Origin of the sequence: Arsenicicoccus cauae (assembly GCF_009707125.1) — a bacterium.
GTDB classification, from domain to species: Bacteria; Actinomycetota; Actinomycetes; order Actinomycetales; family Dermatophilaceae; genus Arsenicicoccus; species Arsenicicoccus cauae.
In genome coordinates this window covers 36,959-54,445 of sequence record NZ_WLVL01000039.1, presented here as the reverse complement: position 1 = coordinate 54,445, position 17,487 = coordinate 36,959, and the positions used below count along the sequence as shown (strand labels likewise).

Below are 17,487 nucleotides of genomic sequence, written 5' to 3'. Positions count from 1 at the left end.
CTGCGCCCGTGAGCGACCACCCCGGCACCAGCAAGGGCTCCGCGCCCGGCCCCCGCCCCGCCACCTCACCGAGGCCCCGCGGGCGCCGGCCGATCTTCTCCCGGTTCATCGTGGTGGGCGCGGTGCTCGGCTTCGTCGTCGCCACGGGGGTGGCGCTGCTGCTGCGTCCCGACCCCTCCGCGGTGAGCAGCGCGAGCCAGACGGCGACCTACGGGCTCGGCCGGGTGATGATGTTCTTCGGCGTCCTCGGGGGCGGGCTCGGGGCCCTGCTCGGTGCCCTCGTCGCGGTGCTGCTCGATCGCCGGAGCTGAGGCGACCGCGCGACCGCGGCGCTGTGGGACACTGGCACCGTGGCACGAGGTGACGGTCGACTCAATCACGACATCCTGCCCGGCGAGACCGGGCCGCAGGACGCCTGCGGGGTCTTCGGCGTCTGGGCACCGGGCGAGGAGGTCGGCAAGCTCACCTACTACGGTCTCTATGCCCTGCAGCACCGCGGGCAGGAGTCGGCCGGGATCGCGACGTCCGACGGCGAGCGTGTCCTCGTCTACAAGGACATGGGCCTGGTGTCGCAGGTCTTCGACGAGACCTCGCTCGGCTCCCTCACCGGCCACCTGGCCATCGGGCACACCCGTTACTCCACCACCGGCGCGAGCAAGTGGGAGAACGCCCAGCCCACGCTGGGCGGCACCGCGCACCACACGATCGCTCTCGCCCACAACGGCAACCTGATCAACACCTCCGAGCTGCGCGGCCTGCTGTCCGCGCGTCACGTCGACGGGTTCGGCACGGCGGGCGGGGAGCTGCGTCGTGGCAACACGACGGACACCGCCATCGTCACCTCCCTGCTGGGCAGCCGGGCCGAGGGCGTCTCTCTCGAGGAGGCGGCGATGGAGCAGCTGCCGTTGGTCAAGGGCGCCTTCTGCTTCGTCTTCATGGACGAGCACACGCTGTATGCCGCGCGAGACCCGCAGGGCGTCCGCCCGCTGGTGATCGGGCGGCTGGAGCGGGGCTGGGTCGTGGCCTCCGAGACGGCGGCCCTCGACATCGTCGGCGCCAGCTATGTCCGCGAGGTAGAGCCGGGGGAGCTCGTCGTCGTGGACGAACAGGGCCTGCGCACCCGCCGGTTCGCCGAGCCCGAGCCCAAGGGCTGCGTCTTCGAGTACGTCTACCTCGCCCGACCCGACACGACCATCGCCGGTCGCGGCGTCTACGAGGCGCGGGTGGAGATGGGACGCGAGCTGGCCCGCCAGCACCCGGTCGAGGCGGACATGGTCATGCCGTCCCCCGAGTCGGGCACCCCGGCGGCGATCGGCTACGCCGAGGAGTCGGGGATCCCCTACGGCCAGGGCCTGGTCAAGAACGCCTACGTCGGGCGCACCTTCATCGCTCCCTCGCAGACCATCCGCCAGCTCGGCATCCGCCTCAAGCTCAACCCGCTGCGCGACGTCATCAAGGGCAAGCGGCTGGTCGTCGTCGACGACTCGATCGTGCGGGGCAACACGCAGCGGGCCCTCGTGCGCATGCTGCGCGAGGCCGGTGCCGCGGAGGTCCACGTCCGGATCTCCTCGCCCCCGGTGCGCTGGCCCTGCTTCTACGGCATCGACTTCGCGAGCCGCGCCGAGCTGATCGCCACGGGCATCGACATCGAGGGCGTCCGGCGTTCGGTGGGCGCGGACAGCCTGGGCTACATCAGCGAGGACGGGATGATCGCCGCGACCCACCAGCCGCGGGAGCGTCTGTGCACCGCCTGCTTCTCGGGCCAGTACCCCCTCGGGGTCCCGGACGACCAGGCCGTCGTCCTCGACCCCGCCCACGCGTGACCCGCCTGACCCCCCTGCACACCCGCGACGAAAGGCCCCTCGTGAGCGAGCCCATCACCTACGCGTCGGCAGGGGTCGACGTGGAGGCCGGCGACAAGGCCGTCGAGCTGATGAAGGCGTCGGTCCGCCGCGCCACCCGCCCCGAGGTGCTGGGCGGGCTCGGCGGCTTCGCGGGGATGTTCGACGCCTCGGCGCTGGCCGGGATGCGCCGTCCGGTCCTGGCCACGTCGACCGACGGCGTCGGCACCAAGGTCGCGGTCGCTCAGGCCGTGGACCAGCACGACACCATCGGCTTCGACCTGGTCGGCATGGTCGTGGACGACATCGTCGTGTGCGGGGCCGAGCCGCTCTTCATGACGGACTACATCGCGACCGGCAAGGTCGTGCCCGAGCGTATCGCCGCCATCGTGTCGGGCATCGCGGCTGCCTGCGAGCAGGCGGGCGTGGCCCTCGTCGGCGGCGAGACCGCCGAGCACCCGGGACTGCTGGACCCGGACGAGTACGACTGCGCGGGTGCCGCCACGGGCGTCGTCGAGCACGACGACGTCCTCGGGCCCCATCTCGTGCGGGCCGGCGACGTCGTGCTGGGGCTGGCCTCGTCAGGGCTGCACTCCAACGGCTACTCGCTCGTCCGTCGCGTCTTCGCCCACGCCTCCTGGGACTACGACCGAGAGGTCCCCGAGCTGGGCGGCACCCTGGGCCGCGCCCTGCTGACGCCGACGAGGGTCTACGCCCGGGACCTGCTCGCCCTGATCCGTGCCGACGGCGTCGACGTCCACGCCCTCAGCCATGTCACCGGAGGGGGGCTCGCGGCCAACCTCGCCCGGGTCCTCCCGCAAGGGGTGCTCGCCACCGTGGACCGCGCGACGTGGACGCCGCCGCCGATCTTCGGCCTGGTCCAGGCGCTGGGCCGCGTGCCGCAGCCGGACCTCGAGCGCACCCTCAACATGGGTGTGGGATTCGTGGCCGTGGTGCCCGAGGACGCCGTCGACCGCGCGCTGGCCGTGTGCGCCGAGCGAGACCTGCCGGCCTGGGTGATGGGGCGCGTGAGCGACGCCGCCGACGCTGCCGTGGACCCAGCCCACGAGGTCGTGCGCGGCGCCAAGGGCGTCGACGGGGGAGCGGTCCAGCTGGTCGGCGCCCACCGGGCCTGAGACCGGCCCTGCCTGGGGCGGTCCTCAGGGGCTCCAGGGATGCGCGAACGGGGAGGGTGTCACCTGCTGGTGACACCCTCCCCGTTCGGTGTCCGGTATGCCGACCCGCCCGTCACGAGTCGGGTGGTGCGACCACCTGGTGCCGACGAGACGCCGGCCCCCGGCTGCGAGCCGGGGACGCGCCGTCAGCGCCCACCGGCCGCCCACCGGTCGTAGTCGTCGTAGCCGTCGTCGTCGTCGGGCTCCCGGCGTTGGTCGCCGGGGTCCCGTTGCGTGGATGCGTGCAGTTCTCGCTCAAGAGCACTCAGGTCGGTGTCGGGAGAGAAGTACTTCAGCTCCCGGGCAACCTTGGTCTGCTTGGCTTTGGCCCGGCCGCGCCCCATGGCGTGACCCCCTCGCGCGTCTGCCGGAGTGGCATCGCTGGCTGCGTCTGGTGCCGTAGCGGGCGGAGCGACCCCGGGAATCTCGTGTCTTCGTGAAGGACACGGTACATGCTGGGAGGCCCATCTGTGGAGTCGAGCGTCGAGGCGTGCCCACGGGCAGTTACGTCAGGTGATGTCGGAGGTGGCCGGGTTCGCGTTGATTCGGGTCGTCATGCACCCACACGGGCGTAGAAGATTGCTCACAACCTGCATATGTCACGATACGTAGTAATCTATCAGCGACGTTGAGCCCCTTTCTGCCCGTATCGACTACTCAGAGTTACTGCCGCGACGACATCGGCCCTGTGAGTGGGTCGGCGGGCGTGTCCCGGGGCGTCGGAGCACGGGGGAAGGCCTCCCGTCGAGAAGCGGGGAGATCACACATGCCACATCGTGAGCAGGACAGCGAGAAGTTGTTGACGCCGGCCGAGGTCGCCGAGCTTTTTCGGGTCGACCCCAAGACCGTCACCCGGTGGGCCAAGGCGGGCAAGCTCAACTCCATCCGCACGCTCGGTGGGCACCGGCGCTACCGCGAGAGCGAGATCCGCCAGCTCCTCGACGGCGTGGGCGACAACGCCCGCATGAGTCAGCCGCTCTGACGACGGCCACTGATATCACGTCTGATATCAGTTATAGGCTGATGGTCTCGAGGTCATGAGCTATCCTCTGATGCCGTGAGCTCCTCCGGGTCCGCGCAACCCGTGCGCTACGCCCTGCTGGGCGACGTCGTCGAGTCCCGGCGCGCCGCGAGCCGTCGCGCCCTGCATGAGCGGCTCGGTGCCGCCCTGCGCCGGGTCGACGAGACGGTGCCCGCCCTCGAGCCGCTCACCACCACGGTCAGCGACGAGTTCCAGGGGGTTTACCCCGACGTCGGGTCCGCCGTCCTGGCGTCGCTGCTGGTGCGCCTCCACACGCTCCCCGACGTCGACGTCAGGTGCGGCATCGGGAGAGGGCTGGTCCAGGTGATCGACCGCGACCACGTCCCTCCGCTGCAGGACGGCAGCGCCTGGTGGGCCGCGCGCGAGGCGGTCGAGGAGGCGGAGCGCCGGGCCGCGACGGCGGCCACGCGGTCCTGTCGCACGTGGTACGTCGAGGACCCGGACCGCCCGTCCGGCGCCGCCGGTGTGGTCCTGGCCACGCTGGTCCTGCGCGACGATCTCGTGGGTCGGCTGGACGCCCGCCCGCTGAGGGTGCTCCTGGGGGTCATGTCAGACCTCACGCAGACCATGGTGGCCGAGCAGGAGGGGATCACGCAGTCTGCCGTCTCCCAGCTGGTGGCCAGAGAGGGTCTCGCGGCTGTCAGGGAGGCGCACGCGATCCTCGCCCCCTCGGCTCGTGACACCTGAGGAGCACCATGACCTATCTCGCCGTGTGGCTGCTGGCGCTGGGCGTCGGCGACCTGGTGCGCCCCGGCGCGGAGCTCGGGGGGCGACGACCATGGTGGTTGCCCGCCCTGGTCTCCGTGCCCGTGGCGGTCCTCGCGTGGCCGCTGCTCGGGCAGCGCGGCGGCTGGCACCTGGTCGCGCTCCTCGGGATCGTGCTCCTGCTGGTCGTGTGGGCACGGTCGTCGGCGGGGGCCGTGAGCAGCGCCCTGCGGACGCGCTACGACCCCGACCGCACCCTCGTGGCGGCGGCCCGACGGCACCGGCTCGTGGCCGGTGGCTGCCTCGTGGTGGGGCTCACGGTGCTGTTCGCCCTGGCCGGCGTGGACGCGGGCGCCGGCGGGCCCCTCGCCCGCTGGTGGGGCTCGCTCGGGCTACCCCGGCTCGCCCCGGTGCCGCTGGACCGCGCGCTGATGGTCCTCGCCGTGATGGTGGCCCAGGTCGGCACCGGCAACGTCGTGGTGCGCCTGGTCCTCGACGCGGCGGGTGCGCACAGCCAGCCGGGGGTCCTGCGCGGGGGGCGCTGGCTCGGCCCGATGGAGCGCGTCTTCGTCGTCGGCCTCGCCCTCGCCGGTCAGGCGACCGCGGCCTCGGTCGTCATCGCGGCCAAGGGGATCCTGCGCTTCCCCGAGCTGCAGGACCAGCGAGGACCGGGGCAGCGGATCGACGTCGTGACCGAGTACTTCCTCCTCGGCAGCTTCACCTCGTGGTTGGTGGCGCTCGGGTGCTCGCTGCTGGCGCTGTGACCGGGCGCGCCGGGCCGGTCACGGCCCGTGTCCCGGGCCATGCGTGACAATGGCGTCCATGAGTGGAGACCTCGTCCTCGCCAACCGCTACCGCCTCGAGCGCCAGATCGGCCGGGGCGGGATGGGTCAGGTCTGGTCGGCCGTCGACACCCGGCTGCAGCGCCGGGTGGCCGTCAAGACGGTCGACCTCGCGGCGACGGGCGACGAGGTGGCTGCCGAGCGATTTCAGCAGGAGGCGCACGCGACGGCTGCCCTGTCCCACCCCAACATCGTCACGATCTTCGACAACGGGGTGGACGGCCACACGGCCTATCTCGTCATGGAGCTGCTCAGCGGGCCCAGCCTCGACGAGCTGGTCCGCGAGCAGGGTCCGCTGGCGGTGGACCGGGCCCTCGCCTACACCCAGGAGGTGGCCTCGGCCCTCGGGGCCGCGCACCGAGCGGGGGTCGTGCACCGGGACGTCAAGCCCAGCAACCTCATGCTCGACGAGCGGGGCACGCTCAAGATGGTGGACTTCGGGATCGCGCGCCTCGACCAGGCCCGCACCAGCCAGCTGACGGCGACCGCGACGGTCATCGGCAGCGCGCCATACCTGTCTCCCGAGCAGGCCACCGGGGGCACGGCGACCGCGCAGAGCGACCTGTACTCCCTCGGCTGCGTGCTGATGACCCTGCTGACCGGCGAGCCGCCGTTCGAGGGTGAGCACCCCTTGTCGATCCTCCACCACCACCTGAGCACGCCGCCGCCGCTGCCGTCCGAGCGACGCCCCGGGGTGCCGCGGGCGGTCGACGACCTCGTGGCCCAGCTGCTGGCCAAGTCGCCGCAGGACCGGCCGGCCAGCGCCGCCGACGTGGCGGCCCGGACCGCTGCGATCCGTCGCGGCGCCGCACCGTCCACCACCGTGCTGCCCGTCGCGGGCGCCCCGGCTGCCGCCACCACCGTGCTGCCACCCGTGGACCGGGGCCCGCAGGCCCCGCCCCACACAGCGACGCAGGCGACGGCCTACCGCGACGATCACGACCGTCCCCGCCGCCGCGGCACCGGGGCGCTGTGGGTGATGCTGCTCCTGCTGGCCGCCACCGTCGGGGCCCTGTGGTGGTTCGGGCTGCGCGGCTCCGGGCCGTCGACCGACCAGCCCAGGACCCCGAGCACCACGGCCACCAGCACCTCCGCGCGCACCACCGCGCCGAGGACGTCCTCGACCCCGCCCGCGACCGTGACCTCGACCGTGACCGCGACCGCCACGGCAACCCCGTCGCCCACCGGGTCGCCGTCGTCGACCTCCGCGCCGACCCCCACGGAGACGACCAGCCCCACCGAGCAGCCGACGGCGACCCAGGGGCCGAGCGACCCGGCACCGACGTGGTCCACGTCGGCCCAGGCCGCGTCCACGCTCGACGGGGTCGTGCAGCAGGCCCAGCTGTCGGGGTCCTCCGGCAAGGACGCCTCCAAGAGCCTGCGCTCGCTCGACAAGGCGATTCGTCAGGAGGACGCCTCCGGGGCGCGCCAAGCGCTGGGGGAGCTGACCGGGTCGGTCCGCAGTGGCGTCGAGGACGGGTCCGTCTCGAGCGACACGGCACAGACCATCAGCTCGGCCGCCGATGCCGTCGCCAGCGCACTGCCGACGGCCTGAGCCTGCCGAGGGAGGGCGCAGGCAGCACGACGAAGCCGCACCCCGTGGGGATGCGGCTTGCTGGTGGCCAGGGGCGGGGTCGAACCGCCGACCTTCCGATTTTCAGTCGGACGCTCGTACCAACTGAGCTACCTGGCCTCGCGACGTCCTCCTGATGTCGCGAAGTCTCCCCCGAAGGAGAGACTGGCGACCCCGACCGGGCTCGAACCGGCGACCTCCGCCGTGACAGGGCGGCGCGCTAACCAACTGCGCTACGGGGCCAATGGTGAGGAGTGACTACCTCAAGCACTCCGACGACCTCGCTGGCCGTGACCAGCTAGTCCATCGTACATGCTCTGTATCCCCAACGGGATTCGAACCCGTGCTACCGCCGTGAAAGGGCGGGGTCCTAGGCCGCTAGACGATGGGGACCCGAATCTCTCGGGCCCTCTGCCGCTAGCGCTCTAGTAGCTCGAGCCCGTCGAGGACTCCGAAAGCATAGGGGACGCCGACGCGGAACGCCTAATCGGGTGGGAGCCGGTCGGCGTCAGCGCCGAGCGGCCCACTCCAGCAGCCGCTCCCGCGGCCAGGTCGTGACGATCCGCTCGGCCGGCACCCCGAGGTGCCAGGCTCGCTCGGCCCCCAGCTGCTGGAAGTCCAGCTGCCCCGGGGCGTGCGCGTCCGTGTCGATGGCGAACAGGCACCCGAGCTCCAGGGCGAGCGTGACCAGGTCGTCCGGCGGGTCCTGCCGCTCCGGCCGTGAGTTGATCTCGATCGCCACCTCGTGGGCCGCGCACGCCTCGAAGACGGCGCGGGCGTCGAAGGTGGACTGCGGCCGCCGGCCGCGGCCCCCGGTGACGAGCCGCCCGGTGCAGTGGCCGAGCACGTTGGTGCGGGGGTTGCCGACGGCGGCGACCATCCGGCGGGTCATCGCGGCGCTCTCCATCTTGAGCTTGGAGTGCACCGAGGCGACGACCACGTCGAGCTCCTCGAGCAGGTCGGGCTCCTGGTCGAGCGACCCGTCGTCGAGGATGTCGACCTCGATCCCCGACAGGAGCCGGAAGCCGTCCGGCACGATGCGGTTGACGCCGGCGACGACCTGCAGCTGGGTGCGCAGGCGCTCCGGCGACAGCCCGTTGGCGACCTTGAGCCGGGGGGAGTGGTCCGTCAGCACCTGGTACTCCCGGCCGAGCTCGACCGCGGTCATGACCATCTCGTCGATCGGCGAGCCGCCGTCGGACCAGTCGGAGTGGCTGTGCAGGTCGCCACGCTGGAGGGCGGCCAGGTCCAGCCCGTCGCGGGCCAGCGGTGCCGACTCGCGCTCCTCCAGCTGGACGAGGTAGTCCGGCTCCTCGCCGCGGAGCACCGCCTGGGCGATCGCCTCGCTGCCCTTGCCGATGCCGGGCAGGTCCTGCAGCGTGCCGGCCGAAGCCCGGGCCGCCAGCTCCTCGTCCCCGAGGGCCCCCAGGGTGGCGGCGGCGCCCCGGAAGGCCTTGATGCGATAGCTGGACTCCAGGGCCCGCTCGAGCAGGAAGGAGATGCGGCGCAGGGCCAGGACGACCCCGGCGGCGTCGCGGGTCAGGGTGTCGGCGATCGGCTCCCCGGAGGCGGAGCCATGGCGCTGCGGGCCGGTGGCGGCGGGCTTCGGCATACGGCCATCGTCGCACCGCGGCACGTGGCTTGGTCGACGTGGCGCGCGTCACCTACGGTCGGGGCATGGCACTGAGCGTCTTCGACCTCTTCTCGATCGGCATCGGGCCGTCGAGCTCGCACACGGTGGGGCCCATGCGGGCGGCGCTGATGTTCGCCCGGTCGTTGGCGGCGGACGGGCAGCTCGACCGGGTCACCCGCCTGCGCGTCGAGCTCTACGGCTCGCTCGGGGCGACGGGCCATGGCCACGGCAGCGACAAGGCGGTCCTGCTCGGCCTGTCCGGCGAGGCCCCCGAGCTCGTCGACCCGCGCGCGGTCGCGGGCCGGCTCGCGCAGATGCGCGCCTCGCGGCGGCTGTCGCTGCTCGGTCGGCACGAGATCGACTTCGACGAGGCCACGGACCTCGTGATGCACCGGACGCGGTCCCTGCCCGGGCACTCCAACGGCATGACCTGCGAGGCAGTCGTGGAGGGCCTGGACGAGCCGGTGCGGCGCACCTTCTACTCCGTGGGGGGCGGCTTCGTGGTCGTCGAGGACGGGTCCGGGGGGCACCGGGTCGTCGAGGACGAGACGCCGGTGGAGCACGAGTTCCGCACGGGCGACGAGCTGCTGGCCATCTGCGAGGCGACGGGCCGCTCCATCGCGCAGGTCATGCTCGACAACGAGCGGGCCTGGCGCACCGAGGCCGAGGTCCGGGCCGGCCTGCTCGAGATCTGGCGCGTCATGCAGGAGTGCGTGGACAACGGCATCACGACCGAGGGCGTGCTCCCCGGCGGCCTGCGGGTCCGTCGGCGCGCCCCCGAGCTCGCGCTGCGCCTCGCGCTGGAGGAGGGCAACGTCGACCCGCTGAGGGGGCTCGACTGGATCACCCTCTACGCCCTCGCCGTCAACGAGGAGAACGCCGCCGGAGGTCGCGTGGTCACCGCGCCGACCAACGGCGCCGCGGGGATCATCCCGGCGGTCCTGCACTACTACGTGCGCTTCGTGCCGGGGGCGGACGACCTGGGAGTGGTGCGCTTCCTGCTCACGGCGGCGGCCATCGGCATGATCATCAAGGAGGGCGCCTCGATCTCCGGCGCCGAGGTCGGCTGCCAGGGAGAGGTCGGCTCCGCCTGCGCGATGGCCGCGGCCGGCATGGCGGCGGTCCTCGGTGGCACCCCGGGCCAGGTCGAGAACGCCGCGGAGATCGGGATGGAGCACAACCTCGGTCTCACCTGCGACCCGGTCGGGGGGCTGGTCCAGATCCCCTGCATCGAGCGCAACGCGGTCGCGGCGGTCAAGGCGGTCACGGCGGCCCGCACCGCCCTGCGCGGCGACGGGTCGCACATCGTCTCGCTCGACAAGGTGGTCAAGACGATGCGCGAGACCGGGGCCGACATGAAGGTGAAGTACAAGGAGACCGCGCGCGGCGGCCTTGCGGTCAACGTCATCGAGTGCTGACCCTCCCTCGGGCTGCCGAGTGCGCTTTGATGCTCGTATGACGAACGCCTACCGCCCCGCCGAGGACCGCTACGACGGCGACATGATCTATCGACGGTGCGGGAGCAGCGGCCTGCGGCTCCCCGTCATCTCCCTGGGCCTGTGGCAGAACTTCGGCACGGACCGCCCCCGCGAGACCCAGCGGGCCATCCTGCGACGCGCCTTCGACCGAGGGGTCACGCACTTCGACCTGGCCAACAACTACGGGCCGCCCTACGGCCAGGCCGAGATCCACATGGGGGAGTACCTCCGCGACGACTTCGCCGGGCTTCGCGACGAGCTCGTCATCTCGTCCAAGGCCGGCTACGACATGTGGCCCGGCCCCTACGGGCAGGGAGGCGGGGCACGCAAGTACGTCCTCGCGAGCCTCGACCAGTCCCTGCAACGGCTCGGTCTGGACTACGTCGACATCTTCTACAGCCACCGTTTCGACCCGGAGACGCCGGTCGAGGAGACGATGATGGCGCTGGACCACGCCGTGCGGTCGGGCAAGGCGCTCTACGTCGGGATCTCGTCATACTCCGCCGCCAAGACCAGGGAGGCCGCCGAGATCGCCAGGGACCTCGGGACCCCGCTGCTCATCCACCAGCCGTCCTACTCCATGCTCAACCGGTGGATCGAGGAGGAGCTGCTCGACGAGCTGGAAAGGCAGGGTATGGGCTGTATTGCGTTCACCGCCTTGGCCCAAGGTCTGCTCACTCAGCGTTACCTGAAGGGGGTGCCTGAGGACAGTCGAGCGGCCCGCCCCGGGTCGAGCCTGTCCGCCGACCACCTCTCCGAGCAGACGCTGCGGCACGTGCGCGCGCTCGCGGGCGTCGCCGAGCGCCGGGGGACGACGCTGTCGCAGCTGGCACTGGCCTGGGTGCTGCGCGACCCGCGCATGACGTCCACGCTGGTCGGAGCCTCGAGCGTCGAGCAGCTCGACCAGAACCTCGACGCCCTCCAGCACCTCGACCTCACCGCCGAGGAGCTCCGGGAGATCGATCAGGACGCGGTCGAGGCCGGCATCAACCTGTGGGCCCGATCCTCACAAGCGTGACGTCCGCGGACGTCTCAGGGCATCTCGGGCGTCACTCAGCGAGGTCGATCACTACGCTCCGCGCACACATTGACGCATCCTCGTGAGAAAACCCGGCTCGCTCGTCAGGTCTCCGGGGAGGCACCTAGAGTCATGAGTGGCCGTGATCTCCCCGAGATCTCCAAGGGGGGCACCGCCGCACTCCGTGCGGGCGGGCTCGGGGATCGGGGGAGAGGCGTGACCGTCCCGACGTCGGGACGTCCCTCGTCGGTGGGGCACGGCCGGTCCGGGCGCCGGAGGGTGCCGGACTTTCTCGTCCGAGAAGGAAGCAGAGCACATGACCGTCGACCATGCACAGCCAGCAGCCGGAGCGGGGGACGCTCCCGTGGACGTCTCCCAGATCCCCGTCGTCATCCTCTGCGGTGGCCAGGGCACCCGCATCCGCGAGGCCAGCGAGAAGCTCCCCAAGCCGATGATCGCGATCGGCGACAAGCCCATCGTGTGGCACATCATGAAGACCTACTACGAGCACGGCTTCCGCAGGTTCGTGCTGTGCCTGGGCTACAAGTCCGACGTCATCAAGAGCTACTTCCTCGACCGCAAGCGCCTCTCCGCCGACGTCGTCCTGCGTCCGGGCCAGGAGCCGGAGTTCCTCGGGGGCGACAAGACCGAGGAGGACTGGGAGATCACCCTGGTCGAGACCGGCCTGGACGCCGGCACCGGCGGCCGCGTCAAGCTGGTCGCCAAGTACCTCGACGCGCCCTGGTTCATGCTCACCTACGGCGACGGCATCGGTGACGTCGACATCACCGCCGAGGTCAACCACGCCGTGCGCATGGACAAGATGGCCTGCGTCACCGGTGTCCACCCGGCCTCCCGCTACGGCGAGATGCACGTGGACGACAAGGGCGAGATGGTCGTCGAGTTCAACGAGAAGCCGACCCTGGCCACCGGCTGGGTCAGCGGCGGATTCTTCATGATGAAGCGTGAGTTCGTCGACACCTACCTGGCCGACATCGCCGACGAGGACATGATGGAGAAGAAGCCGCTCCAGCAGGTCTCCCGCGACGGCGAGCTCGCGGTCTACGAGCACGAGGGCTTCTGGATGGGCATGGACACCTTCCGCGACTGGAAGGAGCTCAACGGGCTCTGGGACGACGACAAGGCTCCCTGGAAGATCTGGAAGGACTGAGGACATCCACATGAAGGTTCTGGTTACTGGTACCGAGGGCTACCTCGGCTGTCTCGTCGCCGCGGAGCTGATCCGCGACGGCCACGACGTCACCGGCGTCGACACGGGCTTCTACGCCCAGGGCTGGCTCTACAACGGCGTCGACCTCGGCGCCATGACCCTGCGCAAGGACATCCGCAACCTCACGGTCGAGGACGTCCGCGGCCACGACGCCATCGTGCACATGGCCGAGCTGTCCAACGACCCGCTCGGCGCGCTGATCCCCAACGTCACCTACGACGTCAACCACAAGGGCTCGGTCAAGCTCGCCGAGCTGGCCAAGCAGGCCGGCGTCCCGCGGTTCGTCTACATGTCCAGCTGCTCCGTGTACGGCGTGGCCGACGGCGTGGTCGACGAGCAGTCCCAGGTCAACCCGCAGACCGCGTATGCCGAGTGCAAGGCGATGGTCGAGCGGGACGTGCTGCCGATGGGCGACGACAACTTCTCGCCCACCTTCATGCGCAACGCGACGGCGTACGGCGCCTCCCCGCGCATGCGCTTCGACATCGTGCTCAACAACCTGTCGGGCCTGGCCTACACCACCAAGAAGATCGCGATGACCTCCGACGGCACCCCGTGGCGCCCGCTGGTCCACGCCCTGGACATCGCCAAGTCGATCCGCTGCGCCATCAACGCGCCGCGCGAGGCCGTGCACCAGCAGATCTTCAACGTCGGCAAGACCGAGCACAACTGGCGGGTCCGCGAGATCGCCGAGATCGTCGGCGCGGCCTTCCCCGGCTGCGAGGTCACCTTCGGCGACAACGCCGGTGACAACCGCTCCTACAAGGTCAACTTCGACAAGATCGCGTCCCAGCTGCCGGGTTACGCGAGCGACTGGGACGCCGAGCGTGGCGCCCAGCAGCTGGCCGAGGTCTTCACGACCATCGACCTGGACGAGGCCACCTTCACCGGCCGCGGCCACACCCGCCTCAAGCAGCTCGAGCACCTGATGCGCACCAAGCAGATCGACGACCAGATGTTCTGGACCAAGCCGGCGGGGAGCATCCTCTGATGGAGTTCCGCACCTTCGACATCCAGGGCCCGGCCCTGATCGACCTCAAGCTCCTGCAGGACGACCGCGGCTTCTTCGCCCGCACCTTCTGCACCCAGGAGTTCGAGGACGCCGGCCTGACCCCGGCCGTGATCCAGTGCAACATGTCCTACAACTACAAGGCCGGCACGATCCGGGGCCTGCACCAGCAGATCGACCCGGCCCCCGAGGCCAAGCTGGTCCGCTGCATCCGCGGCCGCATCATCGACGTGATCGTCGACATGCGTCCGGACAGCCCGACCTACCTGCAGCACGTCAAGGTGGAGCTCACCGCCGACAACCGGCAGGCGCTCTACGTGCCGGAGTACTTCGCGCACGGCTACCTGACGCTGGAGGACGACTGCGAGGTGACCTACCAGGTGTCCCACGCCTACACGCCGAACACCGAGCGGGGCTTCCGCTACGACGACCCGGCCTTCGGCATCGACTGGGGTCGCGAGATCGCGGTCATCAGCGACAAGGACGCGGCCTGGCCGCTCTTCGCCGACCGCGACGACGTCGAGAAGCCCGCGCCCCTGCCCGCGCCGCGCCAGGCGCAGCTCAAGGAGGACGCATGATCATCGTCGACACCGCCCTGGCCGAGCGCGAGGCCGAGGGCAACCCGATCCGGGTGGCCCTGGTGGGCGCGGGCTTCATGGGCCGCGGCTTCGTCAACCAGGTCACGAACTCCGTTCCCGGGATGGTCGTCGCCGCCATCGTCAACCGCACCCAGGCCAACGCCGAGCGGGCCTACTCCGAGGCGGGCGTCACCGACTGGGAGGTCGTCGACTCGGCCGAGGCGCTCGACGCCGCGGTCAAGGCCGGCAAGGCCGTCATCACCAGCGACCACCAGGCCGTCACGGAGTCCGGCTCCATCGACGCCATCGTCGAGGCGACCGGCGCGGTCGAGTACGGCGCGCACGTGGTCGCCGACGCGATCGAGGGCGGCAAGCACGTCGTGCTGCTCAACGCCGAGGTCGACGGCACCGTCGGCTACGCGCTCAAGCAGCGGGCGCTCGCCAAGGGCGTCATCATCACGGGCTGCGACGGCGACCAGCCGGGTGTCCAGATGAACCTCTACCGCTTCGTGAAGTCCATCGGGCTGACGCCGCTGGTCATGGGCAACATCAAGGGCCTGCAGGACGAGTACCGCAACCCGACCACGCAGGAGGGGTTCGCCAAGCAATGGGGCCAGGACCCCTACATGGTCACGAGCTTCGCGGACGGCACCAAGGTGTCCTTCGAGCAGGCCCTCGTGGCCAACGCGACGGGCATGACCGTCGAGAAGCGCGGGCTCAAGGGCGCCGACCACCGCGAGCACATCGACGCCGCGACCAGGCTCTACGACGTGGAGCAGCTCAAGGAGCTCGGCGGCGTCGTGGACTACGTCGTGGGCGCGCAGCCCGGACCGGGCGTCTACTGCTTCGCGACGCACGACGACCCCAAGCAGCAGCACTACCTCAAGCTCTACAAGCTCGGGGACGGGCCGCTCTACTCGTTCTACACGCCCTACCACCTGTGCCACTTCGAGGTGCCGCTGACGGTGGCCCGCGCGGTGCTCTTCGGGGACTACGCGATCACCCCCGCCGGCAAGCCCACCGTCGAGGTCATCACCGTGGCCAAGCGGGACCTCCCGGCCGGGCACACGCTCGACGGGCTGGGCGGCTACGACACCTACGGCCAGTGCGAGGCCGCGGGTGTCACCGCCGCCGAGGATCTGCTGCCGATGGGCGTCGCCGAGGGCTGTGTGCTCACGCGCGACGTCAAGAAGGACGAGTACCTCACCTACGCCGACGTCGAGCTGCCCGAAGGGCGCCTCGTCGACGCGCTGCGGCAGGAGCAGGCCGGGCTGGCCTGACCATCTGCGCCCGTATGCCGCGAGCCCGCCGCCTGACCCCCACGGGGCGAGGCGGCGGGCTCCGGCATACGGCCGCGCGTCAGGCGATGAACTCCCGCACCGCGGCGGCGACCTCGTCGTCGAGGCCGGCCAGCAGCTCGTCGTGCGAGCTGACGAGGTAACTGCGAGGGCCCTCCCAGTCGGCGGCCAGGACGTGGTGGCTGTCGAACCAGAAGTGGTGCGAGGCCGACTCGTCGACGAACAACGTGACCGTGCCGAGCTCCTGCTCGGTCCGGCCGGGCAGCTGGACCGTCTCGGGGTTGCCGACGCTGAGGTGGGCGCTGCGCGGGGCGTCCTGCGGCGTGGACTCGTCCAGGACGTGGAACTCCTCGTCGGTGTGCGAGCCGGCGAGCATCTGCTCGAGCACCACGGTCTGGGCGCTGCTGGGGATCGTGTCCGCCGGGATCTCGTGCGCGGTCCCGTCCACGTCGATGGTCGTGGCATCGGTGCGCCGCGCCGACGTGGACCCCTCCGGGGTGCTGAGTGAGCAGGACGTCCAGTCGCGGACGTCACCGCGGTGCGTGAGCGTGTGGTCGGTGCGCCGCAGCCGGGGTCCGTCGCGGTAGACGAGGAGGCTGCGCAGCTGGGTGGGGGTGAGGCGCCGCACGAGGGCGCCGACCTTGCGTCCCCCCACGTGGAAGCTCTCCATCGAGATGTCCATGCCGCGACCGTAACCGAGGGTGACAGGTGGCCCAACCGGTGCCCGCATGTCGGTCGGGCGCAGGGCGCGGCAGGGACACGGAGGGGGGTCGGTGCGCTGCATCCTCGGCGAGGTGCGAGGATGACCTGCACCAACCAGTGACGAGGAGGTCACCATGGACGAGCGTCGCCTCAAGGTCTTGGACGCCGTGGTCCGGGCGTGGACCGAGAACGGCAGCAACCCGGACTACACCGCCCGGCAGCAAGAGAGCGTCCGCGCGGCGATGCCGACCCTGGCCCAGGCCCTGGACGAGCTCGTGATGGAGCTCAAGAACGGCCATCGGGGCTCACAGGGGTGAGCCCGTCACTGGGGACGACCGCGGCGCGTCCTCAGGAACCACGCGCCGAGCGCCACGAACAACGCGACGACCACGCCGAAGAGCACGTACCCGAAGCTCAGGTCCCCCTGCTCGCCCTTGGTGACCGGTCGCTCGGTGGAGCTGCTCGGCGTGGGCGTGGACGTGTCCGCCGCCAATGCCGCCACGACGTGCCGCGGGGAGGCGTCAGCGGAGGCCGCGGCGGCGGGGAGGGCGCCGAGGGGGACGACGGCGGCGGCCAGGGCGGTGACGGTCGCGCGTCGCAGCCAGGTGCGGGAGGACATGTGCATCTCCTTGGGCTCGGAGGTGGGTGCTGTCGCGCATACCCAGGGGGCCGCGGCTCATGCCGTCGTTGAGCCCTGGGGACGAGGTGGGCGGCGCGCTCGTCGTCCTGGACCGGGGCGAGGGCGTCAACGGCGAGCTGGTCCTGCGGACCGACGGGACCGACCTCGAGGTCATCGCCAACGGCGTCTTCCTCATGGACACGCGCGTCACAGTCTCGGAGCGACTGATGGTGTCCGCCACGCTGGCCCGGGTGCGGCGAGGTGCACGGCTGCTGATCGGTGGGCTGGGGGTCGGGTCGTCGGTGGTGCAGGCCCTCGAGTCGGGGGCGGGGCGCATCGACGTCGTCGAGGTCGAGCCGCTCGTGGTGCGGTGGTGGGAGAGATACTTCCGGGCCCGCTGGGGGCTCTCTGGACCTGACCTGGAGCGGCTGCGGGTCATCCGGGGGGACGTGGGGCAGCACCTCGCAACGACCCAGGAGAGCTATGACGCCATCGTGCTCGACACGGACAACGGTCCCGAGTGGCTGGTGCACGAGCGCAACGCTGCGCTGTATGCCGACCCGGCCCTGCTCGTGGCGGCCCGCAGTCTGGCGCCGGGTGGGCTCTGCGCCTACTGGTCCGCGTGGCCGTCCGAGCCCTTCGAGTCACGGCTGCGGCAGGTGTACGCCGAGGTGGAGCGCGTGGACGTCCACCGCGGCGACGTGGCACCGGACGTGCTCTATCTGTGCGGCGATCCCCGTTGA

General features: G+C 71.2%; 19 protein-coding genes and 3 tRNA genes. 15 read left to right on the top strand and 7 right to left on the bottom strand.

Annotated elements, in window-relative coordinates:
• Nucleotides 1–8: 8 nt before the first annotated feature.
• The 3 genes from GGG17_RS10675 to purM are packed head-to-tail and all read left to right on the top strand — an operon-like array spanning nt 9 to nt 2,977.
• Nucleotides 9–311: a hypothetical protein gene (locus GGG17_RS10675; protein WP_154593712.1), complete on the top strand. Its 303-nt coding sequence runs from the start codon at nt 9–11 to the stop codon at nt 309–311.
• A 39-nt stretch (nt 312–350) separates the two neighbouring features.
• Nucleotides 351–1,823: an amidophosphoribosyltransferase gene (gene purF / locus GGG17_RS10670; RefSeq protein WP_311966603.1), complete on the top strand. Its 1,473-nt coding sequence runs from the start codon at nt 351–353 to the stop codon at nt 1,821–1,823.
• A gap of 41 nt (nt 1,824–1,864) precedes the next feature.
• A complete protein-coding gene (gene purM, locus GGG17_RS10665) occupies nt 1,865–2,977 on the top strand; it encodes a phosphoribosylformylglycinamidine cyclo-ligase (RefSeq protein ID WP_311966602.1) in 1,113 nt (370 codons plus the stop codon).
• Nucleotides 2,978–3,162: 185 nt separating this feature from the next.
• On the opposite strand, the gene GGG17_RS10660 is transcribed toward purM, so the two are convergent.
• On the bottom strand, nt 3,163–3,360 hold the full coding sequence (locus GGG17_RS10660; protein WP_154593710.1) for a DUF3073 domain-containing protein: 198 nt from the start codon (nt 3,358–3,360) through the stop codon (nt 3,163–3,165).
• A 422-nt stretch (nt 3,361–3,782) separates the two neighbouring features.
• Between GGG17_RS10660 and GGG17_RS10655 the strand changes: the two genes are divergently transcribed.
• From GGG17_RS10655 to GGG17_RS10640, 4 genes are all read left to right on the top strand, one after another.
• Entirely contained in the window at nt 3,783–3,998 is a 216-nt protein-coding gene (locus tag GGG17_RS10655; RefSeq protein ID WP_154593709.1) for a BldC family transcriptional regulator, read from the top strand.
• Nucleotides 3,999–4,073: 75 nt separating this feature from the next.
• Nucleotides 4,074–4,745 (top strand): SatD family protein, encoded by a 672-nt coding sequence (locus tag GGG17_RS10650; protein WP_288797930.1) that lies wholly within the window; start codon nt 4,074–4,076, stop codon nt 4,743–4,745.
• Between the two features lie 8 nt (nt 4,746–4,753).
• Nucleotides 4,754–5,527 carry a hypothetical protein gene (locus tag GGG17_RS10645; protein WP_154593708.1) on the top strand — a complete coding sequence of 258 codons (774 nt, stop codon included), beginning with the start codon at nt 4,754–4,756 and terminating at the stop codon, nt 5,525–5,527.
• A gap of 58 nt (nt 5,528–5,585) precedes the next feature.
• A complete protein-coding gene (locus GGG17_RS10640; protein WP_195849208.1) occupies nt 5,586–7,160 on the top strand; it encodes a protein kinase domain-containing protein in 1,575 nt (524 codons plus the stop codon).
• A gap of 61 nt (nt 7,161–7,221) precedes the next feature.
• On the opposite strand, the gene GGG17_RS10635 is transcribed toward GGG17_RS10640, so the two are convergent.
• The 4 genes from GGG17_RS10635 to GGG17_RS10620 all read right to left on the bottom strand — a co-directional run bounded on the left by GGG17_RS10635 (nt 7,222) and on the right by GGG17_RS10620 (nt 8,790).
• Nucleotides 7,222–7,298: transfer RNA gene (locus GGG17_RS10635), tRNA-Phe, on the bottom strand.
• Nucleotides 7,299–7,344: 46 nt separating this feature from the next.
• Nucleotides 7,345–7,421, bottom strand: a tRNA-Asp gene (locus tag GGG17_RS10630).
• A gap of 77 nt (nt 7,422–7,498) precedes the next feature.
• Nucleotides 7,499–7,571: transfer RNA gene (locus GGG17_RS10625), tRNA-Glu, on the bottom strand.
• 115 nt (nt 7,572–7,686) lie between these two features.
• Nucleotides 7,687–8,790, bottom strand: a complete 1,104-nt coding sequence (locus GGG17_RS10620) for a PHP domain-containing protein (protein ID WP_154593706.1) — start codon at nt 8,788–8,790, stop codon at nt 7,687–7,689.
• 65 nt (nt 8,791–8,855) lie between these two features.
• Between GGG17_RS10620 and GGG17_RS10615 the strand changes: the two genes are divergently transcribed.
• The 6 genes from GGG17_RS10615 to GGG17_RS10590 all read left to right on the top strand — a co-directional run bounded on the left by GGG17_RS10615 (nt 8,856) and on the right by GGG17_RS10590 (nt 15,405).
• Nucleotides 8,856–10,229: an L-serine ammonia-lyase gene (locus GGG17_RS10615; protein ID WP_154593705.1), complete on the top strand. Its 1,374-nt coding sequence runs from the start codon at nt 8,856–8,858 to the stop codon at nt 10,227–10,229.
• A gap of 37 nt (nt 10,230–10,266) precedes the next feature.
• A complete protein-coding gene (mgrA, locus tag GGG17_RS10610; protein WP_154593704.1) occupies nt 10,267–11,307 on the top strand; it encodes an L-glyceraldehyde 3-phosphate reductase in 1,041 nt (346 codons plus the stop codon).
• A gap of 316 nt (nt 11,308–11,623) precedes the next feature.
• Nucleotides 11,624–12,478: a sugar phosphate nucleotidyltransferase gene (locus tag GGG17_RS10605; protein WP_154593703.1), complete on the top strand. Its 855-nt coding sequence runs from the start codon at nt 11,624–11,626 to the stop codon at nt 12,476–12,478.
• A 10-nt stretch (nt 12,479–12,488) separates the two neighbouring features.
• The gene (locus GGG17_RS10600; protein WP_154593702.1) at nt 12,489–13,529 is read left to right on the top strand and encodes an NAD-dependent epimerase/dehydratase family protein; all 1,041 of its coding nucleotides are present in this window, start codon (nt 12,489–12,491) and stop codon (nt 13,527–13,529) included.
• Nucleotides 13,529–14,125, top strand: coding sequence for a dTDP-4-dehydrorhamnose 3,5-epimerase (gene rfbC / locus GGG17_RS10595; RefSeq protein WP_154593701.1), 597 nt, complete (start codon nt 13,529–13,531; stop codon nt 14,123–14,125). The genes GGG17_RS10600 and rfbC overlap by 1 nt, the downstream gene beginning before the upstream one ends.
• Nucleotides 14,122–15,405 carry an NAD(P)H-dependent oxidoreductase gene (locus GGG17_RS10590; RefSeq protein ID WP_154593700.1) on the top strand — a complete coding sequence of 428 codons (1,284 nt, stop codon included), beginning with the start codon at nt 14,122–14,124 and terminating at the stop codon, nt 15,403–15,405. The genes rfbC and GGG17_RS10590 overlap by 4 nt, the downstream gene beginning before the upstream one ends.
• Before the next feature lie 79 nt (nt 15,406–15,484).
• Here GGG17_RS10590 and GGG17_RS10585 read toward each other — a convergent pair whose 3' ends face one another.
• On the bottom strand, nt 15,485–16,105 hold the full coding sequence (locus GGG17_RS10585; RefSeq protein ID WP_154593699.1) for a hypothetical protein: 621 nt from the start codon (nt 16,103–16,105) through the stop codon (nt 15,485–15,487).
• 154 nt (nt 16,106–16,259) lie between these two features.
• On the opposite strand from GGG17_RS10585, the gene GGG17_RS10580 reads away from it, so the two are divergent.
• Nucleotides 16,260–16,442 carry a hypothetical protein gene (locus GGG17_RS10580; protein WP_154593698.1) on the top strand — a complete coding sequence of 61 codons (183 nt, stop codon included), beginning with the start codon at nt 16,260–16,262 and terminating at the stop codon, nt 16,440–16,442.
• Nucleotides 16,443–16,447: 5 nt separating this feature from the next.
• Here GGG17_RS10580 and GGG17_RS10575 read toward each other — a convergent pair whose 3' ends face one another.
• Entirely contained in the window at nt 16,448–16,744 is a 297-nt protein-coding gene (locus GGG17_RS10575) for a hypothetical protein (RefSeq protein WP_154593697.1), read from the bottom strand.
• Nucleotides 16,745–16,803: 59 nt separating this feature from the next.
• Between GGG17_RS10575 and GGG17_RS10570 the strand changes: the two genes are divergently transcribed.
• On the top strand, nt 16,804–17,487 hold the full coding sequence (locus tag GGG17_RS10570) for a polyamine aminopropyltransferase (RefSeq protein ID WP_230082901.1): 684 nt from the start codon (nt 16,804–16,806) through the stop codon (nt 17,485–17,487).